This is a genomic window from Stenotrophomonas sp. (genome assembly GCF_050737075.1).
In the GTDB taxonomy this organism is placed as follows: Bacteria; Pseudomonadota; Gammaproteobacteria; order Xanthomonadales; family Xanthomonadaceae; genus Stenotrophomonas.
The window spans coordinates 1-18,619 of the sequence record NZ_JBOHXV010000033.1 but is presented as its reverse complement, the minus strand read 5'-3'; the positions used below and the strand labels follow the sequence as shown (position 1 = coordinate 18,619).

General features: G+C 68.5%; 16 protein-coding genes. 5 read left to right on the top strand and 11 right to left on the bottom strand.

Features of this window, described 5'->3' with window-relative positions; genetic code table 11:
• Nucleotides 1-130: 130 nt before the first annotated feature.
• The 8 genes from ACREPD_RS10120 to ACREPD_RS10085 form a co-directional block, all read right to left on the bottom strand.
• Nucleotides 131-1,765, bottom strand: a complete 1,635-nt coding sequence (locus ACREPD_RS10120) for a CsgG/HfaB family protein (RefSeq protein ID WP_431599214.1) — start codon at nt 1,763-1,765, stop codon at nt 131-133.
• A gap of 18 nt (nt 1,766-1,783) precedes the next feature.
• On the bottom strand, nt 1,784-2,449 hold the full coding sequence (locus ACREPD_RS10115) for a hypothetical protein (RefSeq protein WP_421569056.1): 666 nt from the start codon (nt 2,447-2,449) through the stop codon (nt 1,784-1,786).
• Between the two features lie 88 nt (nt 2,450-2,537).
• Nucleotides 2,538-3,638 carry a hypothetical protein gene (locus tag ACREPD_RS10110; protein WP_431599213.1) on the bottom strand — a complete coding sequence of 367 codons (1,101 nt, stop codon included), beginning with the start codon at nt 3,636-3,638 and terminating at the stop codon, nt 2,538-2,540.
• Nucleotides 3,629-4,834, bottom strand: coding sequence for a hypothetical protein (locus ACREPD_RS10105; RefSeq protein ID WP_431599212.1), 1,206 nt, complete (start codon nt 4,832-4,834; stop codon nt 3,629-3,631). The genes ACREPD_RS10110 and ACREPD_RS10105 overlap by 10 nt, the downstream gene beginning before the upstream one ends.
• A 100-nt stretch (nt 4,835-4,934) precedes the next feature.
• Nucleotides 4,935-6,197 (bottom strand): RNA polymerase sigma factor, encoded by a 1,263-nt coding sequence (locus ACREPD_RS10100; protein WP_431599211.1) that lies wholly within the window; start codon nt 6,195-6,197, stop codon nt 4,935-4,937.
• 57 nt (nt 6,198-6,254) lie between these two features.
• Complete coding sequence (locus ACREPD_RS10095; protein ID WP_431599210.1) at nt 6,255-6,662, bottom strand: VOC family protein; 408 nt, start codon at nt 6,660-6,662, stop codon at nt 6,255-6,257.
• A 73-nt stretch (nt 6,663-6,735) separates the two neighbouring features.
• On the bottom strand, nt 6,736-7,161 hold the full coding sequence (locus ACREPD_RS10090) for a VOC family protein (protein ID WP_431599209.1): 426 nt from the start codon (nt 7,159-7,161) through the stop codon (nt 6,736-6,738).
• 29 nt (nt 7,162-7,190) lie between these two features.
• Nucleotides 7,191-7,610, bottom strand: coding sequence for a YciI family protein (locus tag ACREPD_RS10085; protein WP_431599208.1), 420 nt, complete (start codon nt 7,608-7,610; stop codon nt 7,191-7,193).
• A gap of 209 nt (nt 7,611-7,819) precedes the next feature.
• Between ACREPD_RS10085 and ACREPD_RS10080 the strand changes: the two genes are divergently transcribed.
• Nucleotides 7,820-8,212: a YciI family protein gene (locus ACREPD_RS10080; RefSeq protein ID WP_431599207.1), complete on the top strand. Its 393-nt coding sequence runs from the start codon at nt 7,820-7,822 to the stop codon at nt 8,210-8,212.
• On the opposite strand, the gene ACREPD_RS10075 is transcribed toward ACREPD_RS10080, so the two are convergent.
• Complete coding sequence (locus ACREPD_RS10075; RefSeq protein WP_431599206.1) at nt 8,196-10,280, bottom strand: gluconolaconase; 2,085 nt, start codon at nt 10,278-10,280, stop codon at nt 8,196-8,198. The genes ACREPD_RS10080 and ACREPD_RS10075 overlap by 17 nt on opposite strands.
• 141 nt (nt 10,281-10,421) lie before the next feature.
• Here ACREPD_RS10075 and ACREPD_RS10070 point away from each other — a divergent pair, with 141 nt between their 5' ends.
• Nucleotides 10,422-11,939 carry a hypothetical protein gene (locus tag ACREPD_RS10070; protein WP_431599205.1) on the top strand — a complete coding sequence of 506 codons (1,518 nt, stop codon included), beginning with the start codon at nt 10,422-10,424 and terminating at the stop codon, nt 11,937-11,939.
• Nucleotides 11,940-11,946: 7 nt separating this feature from the next.
• Here ACREPD_RS10070 and ACREPD_RS10065 read toward each other — a convergent pair whose 3' ends face one another.
• Both ACREPD_RS10065 and cycA read right to left on the bottom strand, forming a co-directional pair.
• Entirely contained in the window at nt 11,947-12,720 is a 774-nt protein-coding gene (locus tag ACREPD_RS10065; RefSeq protein WP_431599204.1) for a lytic transglycosylase domain-containing protein, read from the bottom strand.
• A gap of 126 nt (nt 12,721-12,846) precedes the next feature.
• A complete protein-coding gene (gene cycA, locus ACREPD_RS10060) occupies nt 12,847-14,226 on the bottom strand; it encodes a D-serine/D-alanine/glycine transporter (RefSeq protein WP_431599203.1) in 1,380 nt (459 codons plus the stop codon).
• A gap of 227 nt (nt 14,227-14,453) precedes the next feature.
• Here cycA and ACREPD_RS10055 point away from each other — a divergent pair, with 227 nt between their 5' ends.
• The 3 genes from ACREPD_RS10055 to ACREPD_RS10045 all read left to right on the top strand — a co-directional run bounded on the left by ACREPD_RS10055 (nt 14,454) and on the right by ACREPD_RS10045 (nt 18,457).
• Nucleotides 14,454-16,052 (top strand): EAL domain-containing protein, encoded by a 1,599-nt coding sequence (locus tag ACREPD_RS10055; protein ID WP_431599202.1) that lies wholly within the window; start codon nt 14,454-14,456, stop codon nt 16,050-16,052.
• Between the two features lie 218 nt (nt 16,053-16,270).
• Nucleotides 16,271-17,881, top strand: coding sequence for an ABC-F family ATP-binding cassette domain-containing protein (locus ACREPD_RS10050; RefSeq protein ID WP_431599201.1), 1,611 nt, complete (start codon nt 16,271-16,273; stop codon nt 17,879-17,881).
• Nucleotides 17,882-18,085: 204 nt separating this feature from the next.
• Complete coding sequence (locus ACREPD_RS10045; protein ID WP_431599200.1) at nt 18,086-18,457, top strand: MerC domain-containing protein; 372 nt, start codon at nt 18,086-18,088, stop codon at nt 18,455-18,457.
• Nucleotides 18,458-18,619 lie beyond the last annotated feature (162 nt).

Genomic DNA, 18,619 nt, shown 5'->3' with positions numbered 1-18,619 from the left:
GTAGCCCCGGCCGTTGGCCGGACACCGCGCGCAGCGCGGCACAACCATCCGAAGCCGAAAACAAAAACGCCGGCTGCACTGCAACCGGCGTTCAAACCCACCGAAGCCGCCCATCAGGCGCCGACAAACATCACCAGTTCGGATCTTCCGCAGGCGCGGCGGGCTTGGCCGCTGCACGCGCCGGCTTCGGCTTGGCAGCGCCACCACCGCTCGACGCGGTCGCCGCCGCCGGCTTCACCGCACCGGCCAGCTGGCGCAGCTCGATCGCGCCGGGCTTGAAGTTCGCGCCGCCCAGGTCCGCGCCGCCTTCGATGGTGCCGTAGGAGGTCTGCGCCGCCACACGGTCCACCCGGATCGTGCAGCACGGGGTTTCATTGCGGCCCAGCGAGCGGCCGGTCTGCGGGTCCTTCAACGCCTCGCCCAGCATCACGGCCTGCCAGCGCTGCCCGGCCTTGAGCGTTTCACCGCCCTGGCTCAGCACCACCTGGTCGCCGGTCATCGCCACCACCGACACCGGGAAGATCTCGGTGATGATCGCCGTGCCGATCTGGCCCGACAGCGAATCCATCATCGCCGCCGCCATGCCTTTTCCATCCACCGTGCGCGGCAGCGTGCTCGGGCCGGTCGAGGCCAACTGGTGATCGAAGCTGTCGGACATCACCACCTCACCGGTGGCCGCGTTGATCAGGCGCAGGGTGATGCGCCCGCCGCCCGAATACGAGGTCACCTGGCGGTCGGACATGCGCAGGTTGCGCACGCTGCGCGGGTACTCGAAGCGTTCGATGGTCGGAATCAGGATCAGGTCGGTGGCCAGCTGCTGGCCCAGCCGCGCGGTGTCCTGCAGGCGCACATTGCCGCTGTTGATGTGGTCGATCTCGGCCTGCATTTCCTCGCCGAACTCGCGGTCCAGCACGATGAAGCGCTTGGTCTGGGTCAGCGTGTCGTTCAGGCGCGCGCGGATCGCCGCGGCCACTTCGTCGCTGGCCACCCGGCCGTCGCCAACCGCGTAGGTGCCACTGCGCACGTGCGGCTGGGCCACCACGATCTTCGGCCGGCCCTGCTCGTCCGGGGCGCGGTACTTGGCGATCTCGGCGCGCACGCGCACCTTCCAGTAGCTGCGCATCGTGCGGCGGTTGACGTCGGATTCAAACGACTGCGCGCCGCGCTTGGCGTCCACGCTGGCGTGTTCCTTGTAGCTTTCCTTGATGCTGGCAGAGGCCGAACCGCCGCCGCCACTGGCTTCTGCCTGCGCCTGCGCCGAGCCACTGGCCGAGGCAGACGCCGAATAACTGTAGCCGGCGTCGCTGGCGCGCACGCGGGCAATGACTTCTTCATCCAGCTGGCTGACTTCTTCCTGCGAGAGGATCTCGTAGCCCACCACCGCGCCCTGCGAGGCGGCAATCATCCGCTGGGCGAACGCGTCGGCGCGGATATCGCCGACGTGTTCCCCGTCTACATCCACATGCAGGCCTGCACGCAGGCTCTGCATCTGGCTCGCCACGCGCACGCCATTGACCTGTGCCACCGCCGACTGCAGCGCGGCCAGCACCGCCAGCTCCGGCGTGCTGCCGATGCCCTCGGCTTCGCGCGCCACCTGGGTGGTGCCGCCGAAATCCGGTGCATCGCGCAGCGGCTTTTCAGCCGGTGCTTCCAGCTTGGATTCGGCCTTCGGTGCCGTGGTCTCCACCGGTGCCTCCTGCTTGCCGCAGGCGGCAAGCAGGGTAGCGGTGAGGGTCAGGCTCAACAGTCGGAATGAGGTCTGCATGCGTGGCGTTTCCTTGTATTACAGGCTGTCGAGCATCGACTCGGCGTTGCCCGGCACCTTGATCTTGCTGGCGCGGGCGAAGGTCAGTGCGGCCTTCGAGGACGAGTACAGGCCCTTCAGGTAGCCCGGCGATTCCTTGGCAACCCACGCGCCGGCGGCCAGCTTGCGGCCGGCGGTGACCAGCTGGGTGCCGCTCAGGCTCTTCATGCCATTGGCGAAGTTGCTGGCTTCACCGCTCAGCTTCTGGCCTTCGGCCGCCGAGGCGACCAGGGCCACCAGGCCGGTGGTGTAGTGCTGCTTGGATTCGGCGCTCAGCTCCGGCTTGGCAGCCACGCGCTCATCGATCGCAGCCTGGGCGGCTTCGCTGACCGACACCGACTTCTTCATCTGGTCCACGTTGACCGAACCCGACGACAGTGCCTGGCGCTCGGCTTCCAGCAGCTGCACCTGCTCGGCCAGGCCGAAGGCCTTGGCGAAGGAGGTCTGCGCGTCGAGCGAGTGCGACTGCGAGGACACGAAACGACGCACCAGCGCTTCCTGCGCGGCTTCGTCCGGGGCGCCGGCCGAGGCGGCCGAGGCGCTGTTGCCGCCGCCAGCCAGGTCCTTCAGCTTGCCGAACTGCGCATTGGCCGGGGCAACGAAGGTGGCCGCGATGGCCAGTGCGATGAGGGTCTTGCGGATCATGGTGTAGTTCCTTGATGGAAGAATGCAATTCGGTGGGTACCGACCATCTACTGACGGTATGCGGCCAGTACGCGATCGGGTCGTGCGCTCAGCGCACGGCCTTGACGTTCAATTCGTTGATCATCTGCTGCGCGCCCTTTTCAGAGGCGATCTGCAGTGCGTTGGTGCGCGCCACGGTCTCGTTCGGGCCGGTGCCGGAGAACTGCACCGGACCCACCGACGACACCGTCTTCGGGAAGCGGCCGCTCACGTCCAGCACCTTGCCGGTCACGGTCACGAACACGCGGGTGTTGCCGCTGACCGGGTCGCGGTCGCGCATGCCCACGTCCAGCGTGCCCACGGCCAGGTACGGAATGTTGGCGGCCTTGATGCCGTTGGCGGTGTCGCGCAGGGTGGCGGGCGACAGGTCGTTGCCGGTGCTGAAGTCCTTGCGGATGCGCTCGATGCTGAGCAGGCCGCGGCTTTCGCCTTCCACGTATTCCGCTTCCACCACTTCATAGCCGGCCGCGCTGAACGCGCCGGTCATGGCGGTGTTGATCTCGTTGGCGTTGGCGACCTTCCAGCTGACGTTGTCGCTGCGCGCGGTGGTGCTGCCACCGGAGGTGACCGACACCGACCCGTTCTGGTTGATGCTGCCGTTGGTGCTCACCGAATTGCCACGGAAGCTGTCGCCTTCGCGGGTCTTCTCGTCATAGCTGGCGCTGGCGTCGACGCGGCGGTATTCCTTGTCCTGGAACGACTGCACGCTGTCCTGCGAGCGCGCCATGAACAGGAAGGTCAGCAGCGAGCGCTGGTTGCTGCGCGCACCGGCGGTGGCCGAACCGGCGTCCAGCTTGGTCTGCAGCAGCGTGGTGTTGATCTCGGCGCGGACACTGACGGTGTAGGTCTTGGCCTTCTTGTCTTCGGTGTCCGACAGCGGCACGGCCGACAGCACGTAGCGGTCGATTTCACCGATGAACTCGGCGCGGCGGTCTTCGAACAGGCGCAGCTTGGCCGCACCGGATTCGGCGATGTACGCCTCCAGTGCATTGACCTTGGCCTTGTTCAGGGCCTGGGCGCGGGTGTCGGCACTCAGGCGCAGGCCATAGCTGGCCGAACCGGTACCACGGGAACTGGCGGTCTGCGCCGCAACCGGCGCGGCAACCATCAGTGCAATGAGAATCAGCAGTACGGCACGAATCAACGGCATGACTTGATCAACTCCTGGAGGGCTTGGGTCTGTTGCTGCAGCGGCTTGCCGCCGGGCTTCTGTTCGTCCAGCCAGGCCTTCGAATCCGCGCGCTTGGCGGCGGCGCCGGCGAAGGCGTCCAGGCCGGCAAGGGCGGTTTCGTAGCTGGCCGACCACTGGTCCACATGCCACTGGGTCGCCGGCACCACCTTGGTGGCGCCCTTGCGCAGCGGCTGGTCGAAGAACACCTTGCCCGAGAACGGCTCCACCACCGAGGCCTGGAAGAACGCGCCGAACAGCATCGTCTTCATCGCCGGGGTTTCATTGAGCACGCCGTTCTTCAGGCCATCCAGGCGCAGCTTCACCACGTAGTCCGGCTCGGGAATCTTCAGCTGGTACACCTTGCCGTCGGCAAAGCGCGCGGCCATCGCCCCGCCGATCGCCTGGCCGGTGGCCGGCGGCAGCAGGCCGATGCCGGTGTTGGCCGACAGCGTCTTGGACAGCTCGTGGGCCAGCGTGGCGCGCAGCACCTTCTCGTCCACCGTATCGGGCAGCTTGGCGCGCACCGCATCGGAGAGGGTTACCTCGCCCACCTGCAGGCGGCGCGTGGATGCGGCCGGCAGCTGCGCCTTGACCAGCGTGTCGGCCAGCACCTGCGGCAGGCCGGTGGCGGCCTTGCCGTACAGCAGGTCGGCAACGATCGCGTCGATGTCGTCGTCGTCCGGCAGGTACTCCATCACGTCGATGCGCTGCAGCGTGATCGGATAGGAGGCCACCACCTGGCGCTCGCGGAAGTCGAAGAACAGCGCCTGCAGCGCCACTTCCACCAGCACCTTGTACTGGCCGCCGATCGGCTCGATGGAGACCAGCTCGCGGTCCAGCGCGGTGGCCAGCACCGTAGCGCTGGTGGTGCCATCGAGCATCGCCAGCGGTTGATCGATCAATTGCAGGCTGGCCGGCGGCTGCGCCTTCAGGCGCGCCCACAGGGCCTGGTTGAGCGGGGCCAGCCCGCGCGCCTTCAGCACGGCGGCCGCGCGCGGGGTGCTTGCCTCGACGGCACTCTGGTCGGCGGTGTAGGCAAAGCCGGCCCAATAGGCCTGCTGCGACTTGTCGGCGGCCTGGGCAGCACCGGCGAACGCAGCGGTGCCAACACATACAAGGCCGCACAACAGCAGCCACGCGCTACGCGCGCGCGTACGCTTCTTCCCTGAAAACATCGTCCCGCGTTCCTTATCGGCTGGACCTGGCGGTCGCCGGGTCACTTTTGTGAGGCGCCACCATAGACCCTGTTCATAAAACCGGCAAGTAAGATTTCTCTCAGCGGCGTGACGCCGCGTCGGCCCGTGCCTGCAGCAAGGCGCGCTCGCGGGCGTTGGGGGTAAGCCGGGCGGCGCGCGCGAAGGCTTCGGCCGCTTCGGTATGACGCGCCAATTGCGACAAAAGGTCACCCTGCACGGCGGCCAGCGGCGCGTAGTCCTGCAGCCGTGGGTCTTCCGCCAGCTGCTCCACCAGCGGCCAGGCCGCCGCCGCGCCCTGCGCGCGCGACACCGCCACCGCGCGGTTGAGCTCCACCACCGGCGAGGGCTGCACCAGCGCCAGCCGTGCATACAGCCCGGCCATGCGGTCCCAGTCGGTGTCTTCCGCGCGCCGCGCACTGGCGTGGCAGTCGGCAATGGCGGCCTGGAGCACGTAGCCCTCGTCGGCCCCGCCCAGCGCCAGCGCCTGCTGCAGCGCCGCCTGCCCGCGCGCCACCTGCAGGTGGTCCCAGCGCGTGCGGTCCTGGTCGGGCAGCAGGATGGGGTTGCCGTGGGCATCCACCCGCGCGGCCGCGCGCGAGGCCTGCAGTTCCATCAACGCCAGCAACCCGTGCACCTGCGGCCACACCGGCAGGCGCTGCTGCAGCACCCGCCCCAGCCGCAGGGCCTCCTCGCACAACGCCGGGCGCATCCAGTCATCGCCACTGCTGGCGGCATAGCCCTCGTTGAAGATCAGGTACACCACCGCCAGCACCGAGCCCAGCCGTTCCGGCAGCGCCGCCTGGCGCGGCACCTCGAATGGCACCTGCTTGGCCGCCAGCGTGCGCTTGGCCCGCACGATGCGCTGGGCGATGGTCGGCTCCGGCTGCAGGAATGCACGGGCGATCTCGTCGGTGGTCAGCCCGCCGAGCAGGCGCAGGGTCAGTGCCACCCGCGCGTCGGCCGACAGCACCGGGTGGCAGGCCACGAACATCAGCCGCAGCAGGTCATCGCCGATATCGTCCTGCAGCGCATCGCTGTCGTCGGGCAGCGGCAGGGGCTGCGGTTCCAGCTCGGCGCCCCACTGCGCATGCTGGCCGGCCACGCGCTGGTGCTGGCGCAGCACGTCGATGGCGCGATTGCGTGCGGTGGTCATCAGCCACGCTCCCGGATTGTCCGGAACACCCTGCGTGGGCCAGCGCTCCAGCGCGGCCAACCAGGTGTCCTGGGCCAGTTCTTCGGCACGCCCGATGTCGCCGCCCAGCATCCGCGCCAGGCGTGCGATCAGGACCGGCGACTCCATGCGCCAGAGGGTGTCCAGGCGTTGTGTCAGCGCGGCATCCATGCGGCGAATCAGAGCATTCCCCTCCGCGCCGCACAAGGTGCGGCGCGGCGGTTGGCCTCAGCCGGGCTCGCCATCCATATGCGCCACTTCCCACAGATGGCCGTCAGGATCCTCGAAGCTGCGCTGGTACATGAAGCCGTAGTCGCGCGCCGGGGTCGGCTCGCGGCCGCCCGCGGCCAGCACCTTGTCCAGCGTCTCATCCACGGCCGCGCGGCTGGGCGAGGACAACGCGAGAATCACCTGCGCCTGCGTGCGCGCATCGCCGATGGGCCGGTCGATGAAGGTGGCGAAGAACGGCTCCAGCAGCAGCATCAGCATGATGGTCTCGCTGATGTTGAAGGACGCCGCCTTGTCGTCGGTGTAGGTCAGGTTGGGCGTGAAGCCGAACGCGGTGAAGAACGCCTTGCTCCTGTCCAGGTCACGGACGGGCAGGTTCACGAAGATCATCTGGGGTGTGTCGGTCATGGAAAGGTCCTTCGGAACGGTTGGCGTCATGCCGGCCAACGGCCGGCGCTACCGGAGGGTGTGGTGGGAACGCTCAATATGGCTTCATGCAGTTGACCATCCACGGCTTGCCGTAGCGGTCTTCGAGCATGCCCCAGCGCTTGGCCCAGAACGTTTCGCCGATCGGGAACGTCACCTTTCCGCCTTCGGACAACGCCTTGAACACACGCTCGGCTTCCTCCTCGGTCTCCACGTCGATGTTGATCGTGGTGGTGCCCGCGCCCGACGAAGGCGGGCCGTCGGCCGCCATCAGGATCGCGCTGCCTACTTCCAGCTGGCTGTGCGCGATCAGGTTCGGATCCGCCGGGCCGGGGTTGTCGCCGCAGCCGTCCATGTTGTCGCTGGCCGGCATGTCGCTGTACTTCATTTCCGAGGTCACCTTGCCGCCAAGGACCTGCGCGTAGAACGCCATCGCTTCGTGGGTCTGGCCACTGAAGCCAAGGAAGGGAATCAGTTTCATGGGAATCTCCAAAGGCACGGGTGGGTGGGTCAATCGGCCTGGCCGATCTGCTCGCGCAGACGCTGTTCCTGCGCACGTAATTCCTGGGTGAAGGCCGCGCCGAAATCGTCCTCGGTCATGAACGGGCGGATCTCCACCACGTCGCCGGGCTTGAAGGGCGCGCGCGTGAGCCATTCGGTGGCTTCGTCCACCGAGCGCACCTGCCACAGCCAGAACCCGGCCACCAGCTCGCGGGTTTCGGCGAACGGCCCGTCGATCACCTGCGGCGCCGCGCCGGTGTACGCCACCCGCCGGGCATGCCGGGTGGGCCGCAGGCCATCGCCGGCCAGCATGATGCCGGCCTTGACCAACTCCTCGTTGAAGGCGCCCATCGCCTGGATCTCCGCGACGGTGGGCAGCTGCCCGGCCTCGGTGGCCTCGGTCGCCTTCACGATCACCATGACTTTCATCGGTCTGTCCTCGTTGTCGGCCCGGTTGGCGGGCCCTTCACTGGTTACGACGCCCCAGTGGAACCGAAATCGACACGACTGCCAAAAATAATTCCCCTCCCGCCACCCGGTGACGATCCCGGCCTGAACGGGCGGACGGCGCTGCACTGCAACAGCCCGGTAGCGCCCGCTGGGGCATCATGTTCCCCCCGCCCCGCGCTGGATCGGCCATGCAATTCCTGCTCCTGATCTATATCGATGAAGGCCTGCTCCAGGCCCTGCCCGCCGACGAATACGACACCCTCATGCGCGGCTGCCTGCGGCACGCCGACGAACTGCAGGCGCAGGGCACCCTCGTGCTCGCCCAGCAGCTGGAACCGGTGAGCCAGGCGCGCACCTTGCGCACGCGCCAGGCGCAGGCGCGCATCACCGACGGCCCGTTCGCCGAAACCCGCGAACTGCTCGCCGGCTTCAATCTCATCAACGCCGCCGACCACGACGAAGCGATGCGCATCGCCCAGGGCTTCCCGTGGTCGCGTTACGGCAGCATCGAAGTCCGCCCGCTGGCCAACATGGACGCAGAGCGCCAGCGTGTAGGGTTGGCTGTTACGGCAACAACGTAAACTTCAACTCGCGCGGCCCCACCGCCTCATTCCCGCTGTAATCGCGGGCACTGGCGCGAAGGATGTAATCGCCGGCCGGCAACGCGTCCGGCTGCCAGCGCCCGGTTTCCACCAAGCCATCGCGCACGGTGTTGGTCACCAGGTAGCGGAACCGCGTCACCGCACTGCCATGCACCGTGATGCCACTGTCCGGCGCATACGCCACCACCGTGGCGCTGTTCTCGCGCGGCATGCGGTTGAACACGATGTTGAAGCGCGGCTGCTCATAGCCCGGCAACGGCGTACCGCCCGCATCCAGTACCTGGTAGCCCACCTGGTAGGCACCGAGACGGCGGCGCGGCAGGTTGTTGTCCACCTGGTCCCACGCTTCCACCACGATCTGCACGCCGGGCCCCTGTCGCGGCACCGGTACGCGCCCATTCGCCGCGGCCTTGATCGGCTGGTCCCCGTCATCCAGCAATGCCACCTCGGTGATGCGCGGCGCGAAGCGGTCGGCGTACCCGACAAACCCCAGCGCCACCGCATTGCGCTGGAAGCCGCTGGCACCCACGCTGAGGTGCACGTGTGCCATGCGATTGATGCTGCCCAGCGGTTCGCCCGCCTTGAAGCGCGTACCGCGCCGCACCCGCACGCGTTCCAGCTTGCCATCCAGGTCGCGCAACTGCGGCCAGCGCGCGTCGAACGGCTGGTCGCGCGCATCGCGGCCCACCTTCATGTGGATGTAGCGCAGCCGGTCCAGCGACAGGCCTTCGGCCTGCCCGCCCAGCGACCAGCTCGGCAACGGGCTGCTGATCTTTCCATCGGCAATCGCCAGCACCGTCTGGCCGACGTCGCCGCGGATATCGAAGCCATCGTGCAGGTGGTGGCGGCTCTCGCCACTGAAGTTGCCGCGCACCTCGCCCAGCGTGCCCACCACCTCGTGCCAGCCCAGCTGTGGCGCCAACGGCCAGCGCCCGCCGGTGTCAGGCAGGGGAGCGTCTGCGGCTGGGCCAACCAGTGCCGGCGCCGGCGTGGCACCGGCGGCCAGCGCGCGCAGGCGGTGCACGCGGTAGGACGCCGCATCGGACAGGAACAGACCGCCGTCGGCATCCAGCGCCAATCCGCTCGGCCGCGAGAAGCGCGGTTGCCCTGCCACGCCGGTGAGATCCAACACATGCCCCTGCGCGGACAGCTGCACCACCTTGCCTTCGAAGTCGCTTACGTAGATCACATCGTCGTGGGTCACCGCCAGCGCCAGCGGCCCGTTGAGTAGGCTGCCGTTGCCCAGCAGCGTGTCCACCGTGCCGTTCGGCGCCAGGCGACGTACCGCACTGTTGAACAGATCGGCAATCAGCAGGTTGCCATGCGCATCCAGCACCAGCGCCACCGGCGTGTCGAACCGTGCACCTACGCCCGCGCCGTCCACGTTGCCCGGTGCATCACCGCCGGCCAGCGTGCGTACCTGCCCATCGGGCTCGATCACGCGGATGCGATCGTTCCAGGTATCGGCCACGAACACGCGGCCGCCGGCGTCCACGGCCACGCCCATGGGTCCATTGAAGCGCGCCTGCGCGGCCGGGCCGTCCACGTAACCGGCCGTGCCATCGCCGGCGATGGTGCTGACGTTGCCGTCGGCGCCAATCCGGCGGATCACATGATTGCCGGTGTCGGCCACGAACACATTGCCGGCCGCGTCGATGGTGATCGCCGAGGGCGTGTTGAACTGCGCCTGCAGCGCCGGGCCGTCGCGCCAGCCCTCACCCTGCCCGGCCAGCGTGTCCACGCGTCCGTCCGGATACACGCGGCGAATGCGGTTGTTGTCCCCGGCGTCGGCCACGTACAGCACGCCGTGCGCGTCCACTGCCAGCCCATACGGGTCGGCGAAGCGTGCCTGCGTGCCGGCGCCATCGCGCAGCCCGCCCACGCCATCGCCGGCCAGCAGGGTGATATCCGGGGTCCAGCCCAGTGCGGTGGCTGCCGGGCCTGGCGGCGGTTCTGGCGCGGCCGGGGCACGCAGGAAGGTCCAGGCCAATGCTGCCGCCATCAGTACGGCGACCAGCACCGCCATTGCCCATCGTCCGCGCGTCATCGCTGTCCTTGCCGGTTCCTGTTCGGGTGACGACCTTAGCCGCTTGCCGCGCGCGTGCAAACCCCGCTTGTAGCCGGCCGACTTGTGTGGATGCCGCGTTCCGGTTTCAATCGGGGCTGACGCCAAGGAAGGAAGCACCGCATGACCTGCCGTACCGGCACCACCCTCGTCCTGTTGCTCTCGTTGTGTGCGGCGCCGGTTGCCGGCGCCACCGCCGCCGTCAGTGGTGCCAGCGTGGATGCCACCGACGCGGCGCCGACAGCCAACGACGCGTTCCTGGCCGAGGTCGGCGCCGCCCTGCAGCAGGCCGACGGTGGAGACAGCCTCGGTGCGGCCATCGTGCTGGATCGCCTGCTGGCCGATCCACGCATGGCGAAACTGGATGCAGCCGAGCGCAGTGATGTCCTGACCTCGGCGGCCATGGTGGCCGGTGCGCAGAAGCAGGACGACCTCGCGCTCCAGCGCCTGCAGCAGGCAGTTGCGATCAATCCGCACAACGCCAACGCGCGGCTGCGGCTGGCCTGGACCCAGATGGTCGACGAACAGCCCGATGCCGCCGCCGACAACGTCATTCTCGCCCTGGCCGACAGTGACGGCGAACCGGCCATGTCCGTCGAGATGGTCGGGCACCTCGACCTGTTGTTGAAGGACCAGCCGGCGAAGCGGCTGGCCGTGTTGCAGGGGTTGTTCGATCACCACTGGAAGATCGACGGCGTCGAGCCCGTGGAAGTCTGGACCGAGTTCGCCATCCTCCAGGTGGAAGCGGGCCAGCGCGACAAGGTGGCCGCCACGCTGGAGCGCATCGACGCGCCGGCTCCGTTGATGCGCCTGCGCGCCGACAAGCGTTTCGACCGTTATCTGCGCCGCGACGATCCTCGCTACGACCCGGTTGCCGCTTCACGCCGCCATATCGACCGGCTTCGGGTGGATGCCATGCTGTCGCCCGGCTTGAATGAAACCGCCGTTGAACTGAGCGCGGCGCTGATGGTGGCGGGCGACCTGGAGGAAGTGGTGGGCATGACCGCACGGCTTGCCGACGCGTCCAGGGAAGCGACCTCGCCACCGCCGGAGCTTTCGCGCCCTATCGGCTGGATGCTGGACACCCGCAGCCGCGCGTTCCGCCGCCTGGGCAAGACCGACGAGGCCGTGGACGCGCAGCTGCTCGCCGTCCGCATGACCGACCCGGAGGGCGACACGGTCAGCCATCGTCTCAATCTGGCCGGCCTGTACGCGGCCCTGCACCGCCCGTTGATGGCGCGCGGGGCGATGAAGGGCCTGGGTGACCTGAGCGCGTATGGGAAGAGCGGCCGCGCCCTGATCGAACTTCAGATCGCCCTTCAGCTCAACGATGCGGCTGCGGCAACGCGCGCACGCGAGCAGCTGTTCGCCAGCCGCGTCGACACGCCCGGCCACTACCGCGACGGGCTGCTGCTGGAGAACCGGATGGACGACGCCGCCGCCGGCCTGATCGCGCAGCTGGCCGACCCGATGGAGCGCAGTTTCGCCCTGCTCGAGCTGCAGGACACGCGCGAAGCGCCACCACTGCCGGAGGAAGTCCTGCTGACGGCGCGCTGGAAGCAGCTCAAGCAGCGCCCCGACGTGCAGGCGGCGGTGCGCCGCGTTGGTCGCATCGAATCCTATCCATTGTTCTCCTACTGAGCGCCGGTCAGCGCGCCGGCGTCTCCACCTTGAATCCCATCGCCTCGCGGTAGCGCGTGTACAGCACGCTCACCTTCTCCACGTAGGCCAGCGTTTCGGCATACGGCGGCACGCCCTTGTAGCGCGTCACCGCCCCGATGCCGGCGTTGTAGGCGGCCGTGGCCAGCGTGCGGTCGCCCTTGTAGCGCTTCAGCAAGGCCTGCAGGTAGCGTGCGCCGCCGTTGATCGACTGTTCGGCCGACAACGGGTCGGACACGCCCAGTTCGGTGGCCGTATCGGGCATCAGCTGCATCACGCCCTGCGCGCCCTTGGGCGATACCGCGCCCGCGTTGAAGCCGCTCTCGGCATGGGCGATCGCGCGCAGCCAGGCATCGTCCACCCCGGTCGCACGCGCGGCGGCCTTGAACTGTTTCGCGTGGCGGTTGAGCTGCGGCGCGCCGATCTTGCCCAGCCCCTCATGCGCCGGCTCACCGGGCGGCGTGGACACGGTGAATTTCAGGAACACCCGCGAGCCCGGCAGGTTGCGGGTGGAATACACCAGCGTTCCGTCCTGCTCGCGCTCGTACAGCGTGCCGCTGAACACGCCCATGTTGCCCCACAGGTTCGGCGCCTGCACCGCGTTGTCGTCCACCTGCTGCGGCGTGCACTTCGAGCCCGGCTCCGGCGCCGTGGCCAGGCTGACCGTATTGCCCTGCACGCAGCGGTACACCGTGCGCGCCGCCGCCGTGCCGGGCAACAGCAACGGCAACAGGGCCAGCAGCGCAGGCAGGAAGGGCTTCATGGCTCCGGGGCCGCAGGGCGCGGCCAGATCGTGGGGTGGCGCGATCATCCGGCGCGGGGCGCGAACCGCAGGTGAATCCCGCGGGGGCCGGGCGGTGGCGGCCGGGTGGGCCGCCACCGGGGTGGATCAGGCGCGGGGTGCGGTTGCCTTGCGCACCGCGTAGCCCGCGCCCAGCAGCAGGAACCACACCGGGCTGATCAGCAGTGCCTGCAGCGTATCCGGCTGCAGCGTCAGCAGCACCAGCACGAAGGCGAAGAACAGCAGGCAGACCAGGCACATGGCGATGCCGCCGGGCATCTTGAACTTCGACGCGGCGTGCAGCTGCGGGCGTTTGCGCCGATACACGATGTACGAGCACAGGATCAGCGACCACACGAACATGAACAACACCGCCGCCAGCGTGGTGACCAGGGTGAAGGCGGTGACCAGGTTGGGGATCAGATAAATCAGCATCGCGCCCAGCAGCAGGCAGATGCACGAGAACAGCAACCCGCGTGCCGGTACCGCCGCGCGCGACAGGCGCCTGAAGAACCCCGGCGCGTGTCCCTCCTCCGCCAAGCCGTAGACCATGCGGCTGGTGGAGAAGATGCCGCTGTTGGCCGACGACGTGGCCGAGGTGAGCACCACGAAGTTGATCAGGCTCGCCGCCGCCGGAATACCGGCCAGCACGAACAGTTCCACGAACGGGCTCTTGCCCGGCACCACTTCGCGCCACGGCGTAACGGCCATGATCGCGATCAGCGCCAGCACGTAGAAGATGATGATGCGCACCGGAATGGAATTGATCGCCTTGGGCAGATTGCGCTCGGGATCGGCGGTCTCCGCCGCGGTGGTGCCGACCAGTTCGATGCCGACGAAGGCGAACACCGCGATCTGGAAGCCGGCGAAGAACCCGGCCAGCCCCATCGGGAACACGCCGCCGTCGTTCCACAGATTCGCCAGCGACGCCACGTGCCCCGACGGCGCCTTGAAGCCCCACGCCACCAGGCCCAGGCCGGTGATGATCAGCGCGCAGATCGCGATGATCTTGATCAGCGCGAACCAGAATTCCATCTCGCCGAACAGCTTCACCGTCACCAGGTTCAGGCTGAGCAGCAGCACCACGCACATCACTGCCGGTATCCACGGTGCCAGTTCGGGGAACCAGAACTGCGCGTAGGCGGCAATCGCGATCACATCGGCGATGGCTGTGATGATCCAGCAGAACCAGTACGTCCATCCGCAGAAGAAGCCGGCCCAGGGACCGAGCAGGTCGGTGGAGAAGTCGATGAAGGACTTGTACTCCAGGTTGGACAGCAGCAGCTCGCCCATCGCGCGCATCACGAAGAACAGCATCGCGCCGATGATCAAGTACACCAGCACGATCGACGGACCGGCCAAGCTGATGGTCTTGCCCGAACCCATGAACAGGCCGGTACCGATGGCACCGCCGATGGCGATCAGCTGCAGGTGGCGGTTGGACAGGCTGCGCCGGAGGTGTTCCGGTTGGGCGGAGGATTCGGACATGGGCGGGGCCGGCAGGGACGAAAGACCGTGACCATAGAAGACGCGAGGGTGTTTGACTACACCCGATAGGCAGGTTCGAATGGACCCCGTCCGCGTCGGCTTCACCTTGCCAATGCGACCTGATGCCGACACTGGGGAAAACCCGACAGGAATCTACGTGAACTCCTGTTCCCATTGGCCGGTCCAGATGGTGATATAGCGCTCACCCCACGGGAATCGAGGTCAGCTTGAAGCGCGCCCGCACCATCGCTGCCATCGCGCTTGCCGCCCTGCTGGGGGCCGCCCTGCCCATCCTCGTGGTGGTCTATTTCACCTGGAGCCGCAGCCAGGACGCCGACCAGCAGCGCCTGCACCAGACCGCCGAACGCACCCTGCAGCGCGCCAACCGCGCCTACGAGGCGGGCCTGCTGGCGCTGCGCAAGCTCAACCAGGCCCCCGTGTCGGGCTGTTCGCCGGAGCACCTTCGGCTCATGCGCGGCCTGGCCCTGACCACCCATTCGGCCGAACAGGTCGGCTACTTCGAGGACGGCCGGCTGCGCTGCACCTCCTGGGGCATGACCGAGGACGTCATCCCCGAGCCCACTCCGGACCACGTGACCGCCGACGGCGCCACCCTCACCCTGGGCGTCCGCCCGGTGGCCGGCGACAACGCGACCCTGCTGGCGCTGCAGCTCGGCCGCCACGACATCCTGATGGACCCCAACCGCTTCGTCGACGTCATCACCGACCCCAACGTGCGTCTGGCGGTGGCCACCCCCGACGGGCGGCTCATCGCGCAGCAGGCGCTGCCCGACCAGGACCTCCTGCACCACCTGCTGCGCGAGCCGCACGACGGCAGTACCGCGCGCACGCTTTATGCCACCGCGCAGGACCAGGAGTGGCTGGCCATCGCGGTCGCGCCGCGTACCGGCCTGCTGACCAGCTTCCGCCAGAACGCGCTGCGGCTGCTGCCGCTGGGCGTGGTGGGCGCGGTGCTGGCCATCGCGGCGGCCATCTGGCTGTCGCGCCGGCGGCTGACGCTGCGCAACGAACTGGCCAGCGCGGTGCGCCGCCGCGAGTTCCGCATGGATTACCAGCCCATCATCGAACTGGACACCGGCATCTGCGTGGGTGCCGAGGCCCTGGTGCGCTGGTCACGGGCCGACGGCACCCAGGTCCGCCCGGACCTCTTCATTCCCGTGGCGGAGGAAACCGGCCTGATCGAGGCCCTGACCGACCACGTGATGGATCTGGTGCTCAACGACATGCGCGAGCTGCTCATCCACGACCGCAGCGCGCACATCGCCATCAACCTCTCGGCGGGGGATGTCAGCAGCGGGCGGGCACTCAAGGTCCTGTCCGGCAAGCTGATCGGCACCGGCATCCATCCGCAGCAGATCTGGCTGGAAGCCACCGAGCGCGGCTTCCTGGACATCCAGGGCGCGCGTACCTCGCTCGCCGCCGCACGCCGTGCAGGGCACTGCGTGGCCATCGACGATTTCGGTGTGGGCTACTCCAGCCTGCAGTACCTGCAGCAGCTGCCGCTGGATGCGTTGAAGATCGACAAGTCCTTCATCGATTCCATCGGCACCCACAGCGCCACCAGCCCGGTCACCTCGCACATCATCGACATGGCCAAGACCCTCGGGCTGTTCACCGTCGCCGAGGGCATCGAGACCTCCGCCCAGCTGGCGTACCTGCAGTCGCGTCAGGTCGAATTCGGCCAGGGCTGGCTGTTCTCCCGCCCACTGCCGGCGCCGGAGTTCATCGCCTACCACGAGCAGCGCCGCCGCCAATACGGCAAGGCCCCGGAAGACATGCGCAACCCCAACAGCATAGAAGAGTAGAGCCACCCCATGGGTGTCTGCTCACTGTCAGACATCGCACACCGGCCATCGGCACAGCCACCCATGGGGTGGCTCTCCGCCCTATACTCTGCGCGCGGCACCCAGCCGCCCCCGTAATGAGGTATGCCTACATGCGCCATTGATGCCGCCGTCGTCTGACGGCCAGTCTCCTTCCCGCCCTGTCCGCAGGGGGAGTCCTTGGCATCCCTGGAGGTCGCATGACCGCATTTTCCCTCACGCTCGACCGCGTGACGTTCACCCTGCCCGACGGCCGGGTGTTGTTCTCCGATCTTTCCGCCGCATTCGACACCACCCCCACCGGCCTGGTCGGCCGCAACGGCGTGGGCAAGAGCATGCTCGCCCGCCTGCTTGCCGGGCAGCTCGCGCCTACCGCCGGCCAGCTGCAACGGCACGGCCACGTGCACCTGCTGGCCCAGCACATCGGCGTCATTCCCGGCCGCATTGCCGACCTGGCCGGCGTAGCCCCGCAGCTGGATGCACTGGCCCGGATTGAAGCCGGCAGCCTGGACCCGAACGACTTCACCCTCGTCGGCGATCGCTGGACCCTGCGCGAGCAGCTGCAGGCGCAGTGGCAACGGCTCGGCCTTCCCGCGCTGGACCCGGCCCAGCCGGCGGCCCGCCTCAGCGGCGGCCAGGCCATGCAGGTGGCGCTGGCCGGCGCCCTGCTGTCCAACGCCGATGCCCTGGTGCTGGACGAGCCCAGCAACCACCTCGACAGCGCCCACCGGCAGCGCCTGATCGACGCCTTGGCGCAGTGGCGCGGCGGCCTGATCGTCATCAGCCATGACCGTGCGTTGCTGCGCGGCATGCAGCGCATCGTCGAGCTCACCCCGTCAGGGTTGCGCAGCTACGGCGGCAACTACGACCGGTATGCCGAGCAGAAGCAGGCCGAACAGGCCGCGGCCGAAGCCCAGCTGGCCCTGCGCAAACGCGAGCGGCGCCAGGAACAGACGGCGTTGCGCGAACAACGCGAGCGACAGGAGCACCGCCAGTCCCGTGCGCAACGCGACGCACGTACCGCCAACCAGGCGCCGATCCTGCTCGGCGGCATGAAGAACCGCGCCGAACACAGCGCCGGACGCTTGCAGGCGCAACAGGCCGAGCGGCGTGCCGCTGCAGACAGCCGCGTACGCGATGCCGCTGCCGGCATCGACGAGGTCACGCAGATCGCCATGCTCGGCCCACGCCTGGCTACGCCGGGCCCACAGCAGGTAGCGGCGTTGATCGGCGTGCAATTGCCGTGGGTGAGCCCGCCGTGGCGGGATGTCGATCTCCACATCCAGCGTGGCGACCGCATTGGCGTGCGCGGCAGCAACGGCAGTGGCAAGTCCACCCTGCTGCGCGTGCTGGCCGGCGAACGTGCACCGTTGGCCGGTGAGGTGAAGCGCGCAGCGACCACCGCCCTGCTCGACCAGACCTTGTCATCGCTGCCCGCACAGGACTCCGCACTGCAGCTGTTGCAGCGCGCGAACCCGCAGGCGGACGACGCCACGCTGCGCACCCAACTGGCCCTGCTGGGGCTGGACGCCGAACGCAGCCTGCGGCCGCTGGCCACCCTCAGCGGTGGCGAGCGGGTCAAGGCCGCACTGGGCGCCGTGCTGTATGCGCAGACCCCACCGCAGCTGCTGTTGCTCGACGAGCCCGGCAACCACCTGGACCTGGCTTCGCTTACCGCACTGGAGCAGATGCTCAACCAGTACCGTGGCAGCGTGGTGATCGTCTCCCACGACCAGGCGTTGCTGGACGCCGTGCAGTTGACCCATCTGCTCGATGCGGGCGAGGGGGGCTGGCAGTTGCACCGCCTGTGATCGCGCCATAGAACCCAGCAGCGCGCGCCCGACCCCGCAGGGGAACGGGGTCTCGCCGCGCGAAGTGCAGGAAGCGCTTGGCCCCTACAGGAAGCGTCCGCCCTGCAGCTGACGACACAGATGCGCGTCCAGTCAGGAGCGCGATAGGTTCGGCGCCCATCAAATGTTACTACGTAACACTCGATGTCGCAGAACCATTCCGCCATGAAGCCAACCTCCGCCCTCCTCGACGCCGGTGCCATCGCCCTTTCCAGCCTGTGCCTGCTGCACTGCCTGGCCCTGCCACTGCTCGCGGCGGCGTTGCCGCTGATGGGCGTATGGGCGCAGGCCGAGTGGGTCCACGTGGTGTTCGTCGCCATCGCCGCGCCCACCACCGGCTTCGCGCTGTGGCGGGCGCACCGCCAGCACCCGCTGCCCGCGCTGGCGATGGCCAGTGCGGCTACCGGCCTGCTGTTGCTCCTCGCCGGCGCCGCAGGCTGGCCCAACCACGAAGCAGAAACCCCGATGACCGTAGCGGGCAGCCTGATGCTGGCCAGCACCCACATCTGGAACGCCTGGCGCCGCCACCGCCACTAAAAACGGGCGCGGCGCGCAGGACCTGCGCGGCGGCGCAATCCCCACCCGGTAGAGCCACGCCATGCGTGGCTGCGAAATCCCAACCAGGTAGAGCCACGCCCTGCGTGGCTACCCAACCGCCGACGGGAAATCCCCGTAGCGCCGGGCTCTGCCCGGCCGGCC

Coding starts and splice junctions, on each gene's coding strand:
- ACREPD_RS10120 (WP_431599214.1), bottom strand. CDS start 1,765: ATGCAGACCTCATTCCGACTGTTGAGCCTGACCCTCACCGCTACCCTG.
- ACREPD_RS10080 (WP_431599207.1), top strand. CDS start 7,820: ATGCAATTCCTGCTCCTGATCTATATCGATGAAGGCCTGCTCCAGGCC.
- ACREPD_RS10110 (WP_431599213.1), bottom strand. CDS start 3,638: ATGCCGTTGATTCGTGCCGTACTGCTGATTCTCATTGCACTGATGGTT.
- ACREPD_RS10075 (WP_431599206.1), bottom strand. CDS start 10,280: ATGACGCGCGGACGATGGGCAATGGCGGTGCTGGTCGCCGTACTGATG.
- ACREPD_RS10095 (WP_431599210.1), bottom strand. CDS start 6,662: ATGACCGACACACCCCAGATGATCTTCGTGAACCTGCCCGTCCGTGAC.
- ACREPD_RS10085 (WP_431599208.1), bottom strand. CDS start 7,610: ATGAAAGTCATGGTGATCGTGAAGGCGACCGAGGCCACCGAGGCCGGG.
- ACREPD_RS10065 (WP_431599204.1), bottom strand. CDS start 12,720: ATGAAGCCCTTCCTGCCTGCGCTGCTGGCCCTGTTGCCGTTGCTGTTG.
- ACREPD_RS10105 (WP_431599212.1), bottom strand. CDS start 4,834: ATGTTTTCAGGGAAGAAGCGTACGCGCGCGCGTAGCGCGTGGCTGCTG.
- ACREPD_RS10045 (WP_431599200.1), top strand. CDS start 18,086: ATGAAGCCAACCTCCGCCCTCCTCGACGCCGGTGCCATCGCCCTTTCC.
- ACREPD_RS10100 (WP_431599211.1), bottom strand. CDS start 6,197: ATGGATGCCGCGCTGACACAACGCCTGGACACCCTCTGGCGCATGGAG.
- cycA (WP_431599203.1), bottom strand. CDS start 14,226: ATGTCCGAATCCTCCGCCCAACCGGAACACCTCCGGCGCAGCCTGTCC.
- ACREPD_RS10090 (WP_431599209.1), bottom strand. CDS start 7,161: ATGAAACTGATTCCCTTCCTTGGCTTCAGTGGCCAGACCCACGAAGCG.
- ACREPD_RS10070 (WP_431599205.1), top strand. CDS start 10,422: ATGACCTGCCGTACCGGCACCACCCTCGTCCTGTTGCTCTCGTTGTGT.
- ACREPD_RS10115 (WP_421569056.1), bottom strand. CDS start 2,449: ATGATCCGCAAGACCCTCATCGCACTGGCCATCGCGGCCACCTTCGTT.
- ACREPD_RS10050 (WP_431599201.1), top strand. CDS start 16,271: ATGACCGCATTTTCCCTCACGCTCGACCGCGTGACGTTCACCCTGCCC.